The sequence below is a fragment of the uncultured Maribacter sp. genome (assembly GCF_963974015.1).
Lineage (GTDB): Bacteria > Bacteroidota > Bacteroidia > Flavobacteriales > Flavobacteriaceae > Maribacter.
This window is the reverse complement of the sequence record NZ_CAXBBZ010000020.1, coordinates 1-12,754: the sequence shown is the minus strand read 5'-3', so window position 1 is coordinate 12,754 and position 12,754 is coordinate 1. Positions and strand designations below refer to the sequence as shown.

Below are 12,754 nucleotides of genomic sequence, written 5' to 3'. Positions count from 1 at the left end.
CTAAAGCTTTTTATTCTTCTTATTCAATCCAATAATCAGGCACTGTATTATCTCCCAAAACCGTACAATCGCCACAAACGGAGTATACCATATAATAAGGTCCAGGTGACTCTGTCGTTAATAAATCATCCATCGGAGAATACTCACTATAATATTTAAGAAGATTCTGTTCAATACCATCAATTAATGGAGATGCACCACCTTCGGTTATAAGCGGCGGGGCCAGCAATGGACAATCACTCACATAATCTGGCAAATTTTCACCAGGAAAAAAATCAGTATAATTAAAAAATATACGCTTCTCTGAAACCGTACTTACTTGAAAATAACCGATAACGTTTTCTTTATCTGTTTGTGATTTTATATTTCCTTCTAGAAAGCCGGCTTGAATTTGAGAAAAAAGACTTTCTGAGCCAGATAGCGTTTCTAGGGTTTCATAATAGGCATATGCAGCCCTATTCTGCACAAATTGTCTTACCAAAATACTATATCGATGAGATAGAATGAAATTCTCTCTATTAATAAAACGTACTGGAAATTTATTAACGCGATCCTCACTGAATTCTGTTGTATTCTCCTGAATGATTGTATTTGAAGAAACTGTTTTGTAACAAACACGCTCCTCTTCAGTTCTTGCCCTAATATCTACTTCTGGCTCAGGTAGCGGTGTAACCACATAGGCATCAGCAGAGCTCCAAAATGGTGCTATAATCTTAAATGTTTCATCATATTCATATCGATAATATTTCGATTGACCTGTAGGATTATAACTATCTACATAAATAAACATACCTTCCTCAGCACCATCATCCTTAAAATCTCTTTCGGCGTATAAATTATCAATAATACTGGTTGCTGGCACCGTTGTATCTTCAGAAATATATGTTTTTCCATCATTCGATTGTATTGTCAATGAATAGGTAAGATCGGCAACAGCCGCAAAAGGCACCTTAGAGGTATAGACACCAGCAGATGTCTCTTTAAATTCATAAATACTGCCATTACTATCTTTAACCTCAACCTTTGCCTTGCTTAATCCAGACATTAAAACTGTATCTAGTGGAAACGTTCTTGAAACCCTAATAAGCTGTATCTCGTTTTGGTCGGTAATTGTACCCTCTACGACCAAAGCACTATTAAACTCGATTGTTTCAATTTCAAACGAATCAATACAACTATGCATAAAGATACCTAGGCATATTACAAAGAGTAAGTGAATCGTTGATTTTAAATATTCCACTTTCAAAAATTTAAAAATTTATCTACTATTATGTATTGCTTAATTAGTCATTCACTTATTCCATCCAAAACTCTGGCACTACATTAGTACCATAAAATGTACTATTTCCACATGGGGCCGCTACCATTAAAAATGGACCGAATTCACTAAGATTATTAGGATTTGTTTCTTGATTATATTCCTCTACATATTTAAGCGTTTCTAACTCTATAGCTACTAGCAATGGAGAAGCACCAGCTTCATTTATAATTGGTGGAGAAACCAAAGTACAATCGATTGGATATTTCGGTAAACTTTCACCTTCAAAAAAATCAGTGTAATTAAAAAACAAACGTTTTTCAGAAACAGTACTTACTTGAAAGAAACCAACTACATCGTCATCTGCATTCGTATCAGACTTAATATTCCCTTCTAAAAAACCAGATTGCCGCTGGGAGAAAAGACTTTCTGTGCCTGAGAGTAATTCTAAAGTTTCATAATACGAAAATGCAGCCCTATTCTGAACAAACTGTCTTACTAGAATACTATACCTATGAGATAAAATAAAATTTTCTCTATTTATAAATCGAACAGGAAATTTATTTACACGGTCTTCTCCTAATTCGGTTGTATTCTCTTGAATAATAGTATTTGAAGCAACGGTATTATAGGCCACTCGCTCCTCTTTAGTTTTCGCTCGTATTGCAACTTCAGGATTGGGTAATGGAGAAACAATGTAAGCATCTGAAGCACTCCAGTTTGGGGCTATTATCTTATAGGTTTCCTCATATTCATACCGATAATACTTAGATTGACCGGTAGCATCATAACTATCGACATAGATATACATACCTTCTTCTGCACCATCATCTTTAAAATCTCTATCGGCATATAAGTTATCTATGTTTGTCTTTGACGGAACCGCTGTTTCTTCTGATGTATAGCTATTTCCATCAGCGGTCTCTACTTTTAAAGTATAAGTCAGGCCTGATGTAGCTCCAAATGGAGTATCGGAACGGTAATCGCCTGGTGAAGTTTCGTTAAAGGAATAAACGCCTCCATTACTATCTAATACATTAACATTCGCAGCACTTAAACCTGTCATTAAAACAGTGTCTAAAGGAAATGTACGTGACACCATAATGCGCTGAATTTCTTCTTGATCTGTAATGGTCCCCTCAATTACTAAAGCGCTTTTAAATTCAGTTGTTTCAATTTCAAAAGGGTCGATACAATTAACCAACAATAAAATACAACTTATTAAAAATGAATATTTTATAATTTTCATCAGCATTAATCCTTTTATATTAGAACTTAAAGTTATATGTAATGGTTGGTACAGGAATCGAAAATATAGAACTTTGATATGCCTTTAACTCTCCATTCTCTGTTACAAAAAATACCGAATATGGATTGTTTCTGCCCAACACGTTATAGACTGAAATATTCCAGAAACTATGTGCCAATTTTTTAATCTTATGATTTCCTTCTATATTAATACCAAGATCTAATCTATAATAATCCGGAATTCTAAATTCATTTCTGTTACTGTACACAACATACTCGGAATTATTAAAGTTATACCGTGCTACAGGATACGTTACAGGTCTACCGGTTTGGTAAGACAAGTTTGCCGAAAGACTATACCTTTTAGTAAGTTTATAATTCATTACTGCACTAAAGTCATGGGGCTTATCGTAATTAGTGGGAAAGAATTCTCCATTATTCACCCGCTCTTCAGCAAATTCACTATCTAACTTTAAAAAGGAACGCGAATAGGTATAGCCTAGCCATCCGTTAAGCTTTCCTGAATTTTTACGGATTAAAAATTCCACACCATATGCTTGACCATCACCTTGTAAAGTTTCTGTCTCTATGGTTTCGTTTAGCAAAAGTTCTGAACCAACTTTAAAGTCCAACAAATTATCGGCTTCCTTATAATACCCTTCTAAGCTAATTTCGTATTGATTGCCTTCTAAGTTTTTATATAATCCGAGTCCTACTTGTCTTCCCTTTTGAGGTTTAATATTATTATCAGATAGTTTCCAAGTATCAATTGGGCTAATGGTGGTTGTATTAGACAATCTATGAATATATTGATACGTACTGTTATAACTAGCTTTTACAGATAAATCGCGACCCAAAAAGTATCGTGCAGAAAGTCTTATCTCTGGACCACCATACGTTTCTACCACTTCATTAGTATCATAAGAAACAGTTTCAATCAAGGTTTCTTCATTCTTTGGCATGTTTTCTTCATACACACGAGCATCTGCAATACCTAGCGTGGCAAACATGGAATACCGAAGACCTACATCGATGAGAAGTTTATCACTGACATTAAAATTATCTGATACATAAAGAGCTGCCTCCACAGCCTTTTCATTAGGAATAATTTTAGTGTCTACAATAGAATTACCGCCATTTGGTTCTAAATTACCAGGTTGCACATTATATAATTTAGCAGAAAGACCGTAGTCAAACTTATGCGCTGTACTGTGTAAATAGGTGAATTTAAATTTGGCTTCTGTTTCATCAACTACAAAACCTAAATCAAAATTACTATCTGAATTACCTTCGTAACCAATATTGAATTCATAATTACTATTCGCTACAATTAAACTAGCAGTATTCTTTTCATTGAACTGGTGATCCCATTGAAAAGAAAGTAATCTATTATTATACCCATAAACCGAATCTGAAGTAATACTAAAAGCATCACTACTGTAATAACCCATAGCTCTTACCGTATTCTTATCATTTACAACATGCGTATATTTAGCAATAGCATCATAAAATGAAGCTTCGCTATTTTGAAGAGACTCATCTTTTAGAGATCTTAAAATCCATCCAGAATAGGTACCTCTACCACCAACTAGAAGTCCAGATTTACCTTTTACTACAGGTATTTCTAATGCCACATTAGAGGTCACTGGCCCAACGGCCGCCTCACCTGAAAATTTTTCATTATTGGCATCTTTAGAAGTGATGTCAAAAACAGAGGATAAACGACCACCATATTCAGAAGGTATACCTCCTTTTAAAATCTTAAGATCTTTAGTGGTAAAGGGATTCAATGCCTGAAAAATTCCGAAAAAGTGCGAAGGGTTATAAATTACAGCATTATCCAATAAAATAAGATTTTGATCTGTACTACCACCACGTACATTAAAACCAGCCGCACCTTCACCTGCCGTAGAAATACCCGGTAGCGTAGTTGCTACTTTCAAAACATCTCGTTCACCCAACACCAATGGTATGTTCTTGGTTTCTTCTACTACCAACTCGGTACTTCCCGATAAAGCCTCTTCTACATTCTTGGCGGCATTAGCTTCGACAATTACCTCGTCTAAAAACTCTACACTTTCATTTAGGTTAAAGTTTAACTCGCCATCGTTAAAAACAATAATTCTGGTAGTGCTTGGCTCTATTCCTAAAGAGCTTGTTTTTAAAATACTCGTACCCATAGGCACCTCTAGTTCATAAAAGCCATCATCATTAGTAACGACCCCTGAATTTTTTCCATTTAATATGATAGATAAATTAGAAATCGGTTGACCTTGCTCAGCAGTTTTAGCATAACCCTTAATGGTGTATCCACTTCGATTATTGTTCAAATTCTCTTTACCTATACGAACCGTTCGTGTTACCGTATTCTTATTGGAAGCTTCTATATTAGAAAATACCGGATTACTTGATATTCTTGTATAATTGGTGTTTTCTACAACAGAATCTATCTCTTCCTTTCCAAAAAAACCTTCAGGCAAATCTTTATAGATGATATTATTTTGAGTAAAAACTATTTTAGAATCATTTAGCCTAAAAAAATTCAGATTAGTTTCTTTAAAAATGGTTTCTAAAATATTCTCTAGAGTTTCATTCGTGAAATTTCCCGAATAATTTTTATCTGCCACCCACTTCTCATCTAAATAAAAAGTGTCCCCAGTCTCTTGTTCAATTTCTTTAAGAACTTCTAAAACATTCTTATTTTCAAATTGAAAATTATATCTATTTTCATTTTCTTGTGCAAAGATGCCAATACTCAAAAGAAGCATGAGCAGTTGTAAATATTTTCTCATAGCTTTTCTCCTTCTTTTTCGGTAGTGAATGTATCAGCTAACCTTTCAAAGAAACTAGCCCAAAAGTTATCTTCATTGGTTTTACGTAATGCTGAATTATAATATTCATTTATATACTCTTTCTTATCTGGCCACACTCTAATAATATCATTCTTAGAGTCTATTTCATAAAAATTGTTTTTATACGATATATAAAATGTATTATCGTAATCAAATTCATAATACACGGTATTACCCTTTATTCTTTTAAATCGCTTCTTTTTGTTTTTCTTTAGTAAGGTTATAGGTTGTTTATTCAACAGCACCTCATAAAAGCCTACCATTTCTGTTTCACCTTCGATATTGTTGATTTGAATAAAATCACTTTTACCAAGGGTGAAACTTTTTACTTTAGATTTAAAAAGAATTAATGTCGGGTAGGGATAATTATATCCCACATTAAAGAGCAATTCGTCTACGTTTAGGTCGTACTTTAAAGGCACTTTATCATAAAACTGACCATCATAAAAAATTGACCCATCTTGAAAATCGCTATTCTCAAAAAACTTATGTCTTTCATTAATAGTCCTATAAAGTTCAATATACTCTAGGCCATTAAATAGCGAAGTATTATATCTATTTAACTGATTATCGAACCAATTATAAAATTGAGGTTCCTTTTGCACATTTTGACCAATCACATAATTAGTGGTGATTAAAATCAATATTAGTGCAAGCACTAGTTGGTTGGTTTTCATAGGTTGGTTATTGTTTTAAAAATAACAATAAATAATAAATTTAAACTCAATGTCACATTTTATAATCAAGTTTTAATAATAATATAGTATGTTGACTAATTACCAATATATCTTCAATAATTTAACAGACTCATTAAATACTTAACACTTATTTGACCAAAGGAATTAGGGTCAACGTAGATTCCGCATTCTTTTTAATATCATCTTCATTCATCATCATTTTACGAAATTCACCTTTTACATACATATCTGCCTGATCTTTGTAATGCTTACTAAAAGGATTACCTGATTGGCCCGTAGGTAAAATACTAATGCTGTTTTCAATATCTGAGAAATCAACAATCCTTCTTGTCGATGGTCCTGAATTGGTTTTGTAAAAACCTGTTTCATCATAGGAAAACGCCAGATTATTAATAACCTCCCTACCGCCTTCTATAGGATAAGGACCTACATTAAAAAATGAACGCAAGGCCGCAATTTGCCCTATAGGGTGACCATGCTCTATAGTATGGACATTCTTCCACTCCCAATTTTCAGTATTTTTTCCAAAATCATTTTCCAAAGATGTTATTGCTTCAGAAAATGATTTATTTACAATATCCTGCATGTTTTCGGCAACATCTGTAGTTGACATATCATCCCACCAGACCGAGCTTTCATTTCTCGATAATGGTGCAATAAGACGTTTGATAAAATGGGTACTTAAAAACTGGGTAAATAATTCTTCACCCAATTCATCTTTAAACGTATTTTTTAAATAATAATAAATCCATCGATTATAAACAGTCGCCTCTACAGATTGAAGATTGTAGTTACCATTCCACATTTTTAAACCGTCCATAACTTTTAATCCTGCCTCATTTAACAAATTAATATCAATTAATTTGGCTAAATCTGCAATAATTGTTGGTTCTACTGTTGACGTAACATCATTAATCATTTCACTTGTAGAATCTTTATCCCAATCATTTTTAGGCTCTAATAGCTCTACAATTCTCTTCGCCCTATTTTCTGGTAAGTAATACCCTGGGTAAAGCATGCCCACAATAGAATCAGGTTGGTTATTAGCAGAATACACATAATGACTTGGCGGATTTATTGCTTGAGGATTTTCGTTAAAGCTGAGCAGGTCTTTTTGTAGAGGAAGTCCTTCCCCTACCTCATAGATTAATTTTGTATTTATTGAGTCTGGAATATAATAAAGTTGTGCTGTGGCAAACCAAGCTACATTACCATCGGCATCACCATACATTATATTTAATCCTGGCGCATGAATTTTTGGTAATGCTGTCTTAAATTCATTGAAGCTATTAGCGTGGCTCAATCCGAATAATGCATCAATCACCTTATTGTCCATTTGGGTGTATATCCATGACATCGCTATTGGCCTATCTCCTTGAATTTGGTCAGCAATACCATTCAAAATAGGTCCGTGTACAGATTTCTTATAGGTGAATTCTATATCGGTTGAATCTTTTACTTTAATGGTTTTATTTATTATCTCATAATTGACATATCCATTTGGAGAAAGGTATTGATTATCATTTTCAGGGTTGTTCTGTTCATAATAAAAATCGACATCATCATTTTCGAACATAGTAATGCCATAGGCAGATTTTCTATTATGGCCTAAAAGTGGAAAAGGTATGCCTGCAATATGATAACCATATTTAGAATAGTTAGGGGTTTCTATATGTGCTTCATACCAAACAGAAGGTTGTGCAAAACCAATATGTGGATCATTGGCTAAAATGACCTTTCCGTTCTTAGTCTTTTCCGGAGCGATAACCCAACTATTACTACCTTCAAATAATGGAACATTCAATACACCTAATGCTTTGTTAACAGCGGCAGTTAGGTTGTTTTGGATAGAATCATTTTGGGAAGGATTAAAATTTTTAATCCATTCTGTAGTTACATCAGAACCAATATGTAAATCTTTTAAATAATCTGGACCTAATTTAGAATTTATGGTCGTTAAAAGCGGGTCGGTTTTATGTGCCATGGCGAAACTGAATGCCATATAACCTATGGTGTTATATATATCTTCTAAAACAAATTCTTCTTTATCGATACCCGTTAGGTAAAATTCAATTGGTGTAGGCCCTTCAGCAATAAATTGGTTGATACCATCTAAATAAGCTCTAGCCAAAACAACACCTTCATTTTCTTCATCAACATTGGCAACGGTAATTTTAGAAGCATCTGCAATACCTAACGAGAGAAAGAACTTATCGGTACCCACTAAATCTTTTCCAAAAACTTCAGATAGGCCACCACTTCCAATTCTTCTAAGTAACTCCATTTGCCATAAACGGTCTTGTGCGTGAACGTAACCTAGCGCCATGAAAGCATCTTTTTCGTTCTCTCCGTATATATGAGGAATACCATAATTATCATAGTACACATTAACCTCTTGATCAAGATGAACAAGTTCTTGTTCACCAGAATAGTCTGGTTTTAAGGTGTAAATGAAAATTGCAATTCCTATTGCCAATAGGACAAGAATTACCAATAGAATTTTTCCGATTCTTTTAAATGTTCTCATATTTAACGGGGGAATTAAATTCTAAGTTAGAGATATTTTTAACAACAAATACCTCGCAGTACTGCTTTTTATTGACAAGTAGTCAACATCTTACAGTTCATGAACATTAATTATTATTTCTAAGCCCATCTAATAACCAGTTTTTATAGGTAGGAATATCAGAATTTTGCATGGTTGAATTGAGTACTTTTAAATCTGGAGACAACAATACATAAAAGGGTTGAGAGATAGAATTAAAGTTAATATCTTGAAAAGTCCCCCATTTTTGAGCAATGTTACTAATCTCTTTTACACGACCACTATCAAATTTAAAATTAAACTGCTCATATTCAGGCAGTTCTTCTCTATCATCTGTATATAATGATATGAGTACGTAATTATTCTTAATGATAGGAAACACCTCTGGATCACTCCAAACATTTTCCTCCATCTTTCTACAGTTTACACATGCCCAACCTGTAAAATCTAACAGAATTGGTTTATTAACTTCTTTAGCAAAAGCTAAACCTTCCTCAAAATCTTTAAAACAATCAATCCCGAGCGGACAGTCGCTCTCTTGTTCAAATACGCTGTAAAACTCTGGTGGCGGAAAACCACTTAATAATTTTAGGTTGGTTATTTTGGTAAGACCTAGAATCAAGTAAACTGTAAATGTTAAACTTGCAAAGGCAATTAATTTGCGACCGATAGTTAATTTCTTGACAGGCCCGTCGTGCGGAAATTTATATATTCCGAATAGGTAAAGTGTCATTGCTATTCCTAAAACAATCCATATTCCTAAAAAAATTTCTCGCTTTAATATACCCCAATGACCAACCATATCAGCGTTTGATAAGAATTTTAAAGCCAAGCCTATTTCTAAAAATCCGAGTACCACTTTTACGGTAGTCATCCACCCACCAGATTTTGGAAGTGAATTCAACCATGCTGGGAATAATGCAAAAAGAGCAAATGGCAATGCCAACGCAGCTCCAAAACCAGTCATACCGGCCGTAAGGTTTGTTGCAACTTCTCCCTCGGCCAAAGTTGTTCCTCCTAACAAACCTCCTAATATGGGTCCTGTACATGAGAATGATACTATAGCCAAGGTTACTGCCATGAAAAAGATACCGATAACTCCACCAACCTTCGACGAAACCGCATCCATTTTATTTGCCCATGAACTTGGTAAGGTCAGTTCATAGTATCCAAAAAAGGAAAAAGCAAAGAATAGAAATATGAAAAAGAATAAAAGATTCAACCACACATTGGTTGCAATAGAATTGAGTATCTGCGAATCGACCGAATCAAATAAATGAAATGGCAGACTTAATAAAAAGTAGATTAGCACAATAAAGAAACCATATAAAAGAGCATTTATAATTCCTTTCGATTTTTTCTGTGAGTGTTTTGTGAAAAATGACACGGTTAAAGGTATCATTGGGAATACACAGGGTGTCAATAACGCAATGAGCCCCCCAAGGAAACCCAAGCCGAAAATGACCCAAATATTTGTACTTTCGGCAATATTATCTTGACCTTGAGTAAGGAGTTCTTTATTCTTTAGGTCTAATCTTAATTTTTCACCTAATGTTAAGCTCCTGTCGTCTACCGCTAAAACCGTTTTTTTTGCTTCCGAGCCGTCTAAAGTGAAAATGAATTCTTTATCCATAGGAATACAAACATCTTTGCACACCTGATATTCCACATAAACTTCGATTTGATTAATCGTAGAATCAAGAATTTTTATACGCTGAGTTAATGTGGCGTTTTCTTTAAAAAAAGTTTCATCAACTTCAAATATATCGCTGTATTCTGTAAATGTTTCACTCTCAGTTGTACCCTCGATCAATACATATTTTTGATCAGCTCCTTTATATTTCAAAATAATAGGCAAAGCTCCAAATTCAGAAGTAAATTGTGAATACAAATGCCAACCTTCATAAATTTCGGCCTGCATTATCAATTCATACTCAGTATCTGAAATTTTATTAATTTCCTTCTCCCAAACTACCGGGTTATCATCCGATTGGGCATATGCACCAAGAGGCAACACAACCACAAAAAGAAGTAAAATAATTATTCTCATCATATCATTTCTATTTTTAAAATCTCTTCAGTACTATCTTCAACTCTAAATCGATGGTCTGCTCGCATACCTATAACCCATACAATTTGCTCATTAGAGCATAATAGCCATATCTGTTCTTTTGATAGAACATCAACCTTCTCATCTTTAAAAAATTTTGAAAGTTTCTTTTTATGATTTAAGCCCAATGGGTAAAAGTAGTCGCCCTTTTTCCATTTTCTTATCACCAAAGGATACTTTAACGCATTTTTTTGAACGAATATCTCTTTAACAGAATTATTATAACGTTCAGGTACTACCGAAAATTTTAGTGATAGTGGGCGATTTAATTCCACCAGACTTTCGTTTATAAAAAACTCTTCTTCTCCCCCTACCTTCTTATCAATTGAAGACAGTATCAATACGTCACGATTCTTTACCAAAACATGAGTTGAAGACACCAACTGTTTTCCGCTCAACCCATCTAACAAGGCTTCGATTTTCTCTAATTCTTTAAATCCGTATGTATTGAAAAGTCCAAATAGATACGTTGAAAGCGGATTTAATGATTTAAGCCTCGAAATTGAAATTTCAATCCTCCCATCTATTTCAACAAAAAGTTCTTCTTTCAATTTTTGAAGATATGCAGAGGCAATGGTTTCGGTCTGACTTAAATAATGAATCGTATTATTGAAATTATCTACAAAAGTAGGATGCAATTCATTCAATTTCGGAATAATCTCTAAACGTATTTTATTCCTTAAATACTTTGTATCGGCATTACTTGCATCTTCTCTCCAATTTAGTTTTTGCTCTTCAGCATATGACTCTAATTCCTGCCTTGTAAAAGGCAACAGAGGTCTTCTTAAAATTGCTGTTTTAGCTGGTATTCCAGTTAATCCGTCTATACCTGTACCCCTAGAAAGATTAATTAAAAAAGTCTCTAAATTATCATTGGCATGGTGGGCAGTTAAGACATATGGAAAAGTATGCTTTATTAATAACTGTTCAAACCAAGTATATCGAAGTTCACGTGCTGCCATTTGAATAGAGACTTTGTGTTGATTTACAAAGCCAATTGTATCAAAATGAGTCACATAAACCACTACACCTAACTTATCTCCATAGTCGCGAACAAAATTTTCATCTCTGTTACTTTCTTCACCTCTTAATCTAAAATTGCAATGGGCTAGAGAAAATTGAAGTTGAGCCTGGTGGCACAAATCCGTAAGCACGATACTATCCAATCCACCACTACAGGCAATAATGAAATGATTATCTAGCAGTTCAGGGAAAGAATCTACAATATGTTTTTTAAACGCTTTTAACACGGTATAAAGGTAACTAAGTATCTATGAACATTACGAATATCCTCGAGTTTAATCCCTTAAATTCTATCCTAATATTTAAGAAATTGATTTAACAAAAGAAGCTACTTTCTCAGCATGAATTTTGGCTAATTCCGCATTGGTAATTCCTTTTTCTTCATCGAAATTTTCACCATATTTTGGAAGTGAGAAGGTTTCGACAACCTCACCCTTAAAACGCGTCAGCATTTTTTCCGCTACCTCTAATGCCCCTATTGCACCACGGCCTCCATTGGATGTAGCCATTAACAAAATCTTCTTATTGACTAAAAATTGAGCATCTAACCTAGAAAGCCAATCTAATACATTTTTAAAATAAGCAGACGGGTAGCTATTATGTTCATTTACAGAAATTATCAAACCTTTAGCATTTCTTATTTCATTCTTAAATTCAACAAGTGAATTTGAGAATCCATAATCCTTTTCAATATCTTCGCTATACATAGGAAATGGATGATTAGCCATATCTCTTAACCGCACTTCATGACCATTTATTAATGAGGAGGTAAAATTTACCAATTTATAATTGATAGAAGTGGAAGAATTACTACCTGCAAATGCTAGAATATAACCCATAAACATCATTTTTTGAATGTTAGCGAATTTAATCCAAATAGAATAAACCTGAACTTTTTTTATCTAATTTTGCAGCCGTAAACATCCAAACATACTGTTTTATAAGTATATAGGATATAATTACTATAATGAGCAACTCTAAGTCAAGATTGTTTTTTTTAGATGCCATAAGAGCTTGGGC

General features: G+C 33.8%; 8 protein-coding genes. All 8 read right to left on the bottom strand.

Annotation, left to right across the window (positions count from 1 at the left end):
• Nucleotides 1–19: 19 nt before the first annotated feature.
• The 8 genes from AACZ41_RS16410 to AACZ41_RS16375 all read right to left on the bottom strand — a co-directional run bounded on the left by AACZ41_RS16410 (nucleotide 20) and on the right by AACZ41_RS16375 (nucleotide 12,573).
• Nucleotides 20–1,240, bottom strand: a complete 1,221-nt coding sequence (locus tag AACZ41_RS16410; RefSeq protein ID WP_339629688.1) for a DUF4249 domain-containing protein — start codon at nucleotides 1,238–1,240, stop codon at nucleotides 20–22.
• Between the two features lie 55 nt (nucleotides 1,241–1,295).
• On the bottom strand, nucleotides 1,296–2,507 hold the full coding sequence (locus AACZ41_RS16405; protein WP_339629687.1) for a DUF4249 domain-containing protein: 1,212 nt from the start codon (nucleotides 2,505–2,507) through the stop codon (nucleotides 1,296–1,298).
• A 19-nt stretch (nucleotides 2,508–2,526) separates the two neighbouring features.
• Entirely contained in the window at nucleotides 2,527–5,298 is a 2,772-nt protein-coding gene (locus AACZ41_RS16400) for a TonB-dependent receptor (RefSeq protein WP_339629686.1), read from the bottom strand.
• Nucleotides 5,295–6,035, bottom strand: coding sequence for a hypothetical protein (locus AACZ41_RS16395; RefSeq protein ID WP_339629685.1), 741 nt, complete (start codon nucleotides 6,033–6,035; stop codon nucleotides 5,295–5,297). The genes AACZ41_RS16400 and AACZ41_RS16395 overlap by 4 nt, the downstream gene beginning before the upstream one ends.
• A gap of 148 nt (nucleotides 6,036–6,183) precedes the next feature.
• Nucleotides 6,184–8,583 (bottom strand): penicillin acylase family protein, encoded by a 2,400-nt coding sequence (locus AACZ41_RS16390; RefSeq protein ID WP_339629684.1) that lies wholly within the window; start codon nucleotides 8,581–8,583, stop codon nucleotides 6,184–6,186.
• Between the two features lie 106 nt (nucleotides 8,584–8,689).
• Nucleotides 8,690–10,651 (bottom strand): cytochrome c biogenesis protein CcdA, encoded by a 1,962-nt coding sequence (locus AACZ41_RS16385; RefSeq protein WP_339629717.1) that lies wholly within the window; start codon nucleotides 10,649–10,651, stop codon nucleotides 8,690–8,692.
• Nucleotides 10,651–11,961 (bottom strand): tRNA lysidine(34) synthetase TilS, encoded by a 1,311-nt coding sequence (tilS, locus tag AACZ41_RS16380; RefSeq protein WP_339629683.1) that lies wholly within the window; start codon nucleotides 11,959–11,961, stop codon nucleotides 10,651–10,653. The genes AACZ41_RS16385 and tilS overlap by 1 nt, the downstream gene beginning before the upstream one ends.
• A gap of 75 nt (nucleotides 11,962–12,036) precedes the next feature.
• Nucleotides 12,037–12,573, bottom strand: a complete 537-nt coding sequence (locus AACZ41_RS16375; RefSeq protein ID WP_339629682.1) for an NAD(P)H-dependent oxidoreductase — start codon at nucleotides 12,571–12,573, stop codon at nucleotides 12,037–12,039.
• Nucleotides 12,574–12,754 lie beyond the last annotated feature (181 nt).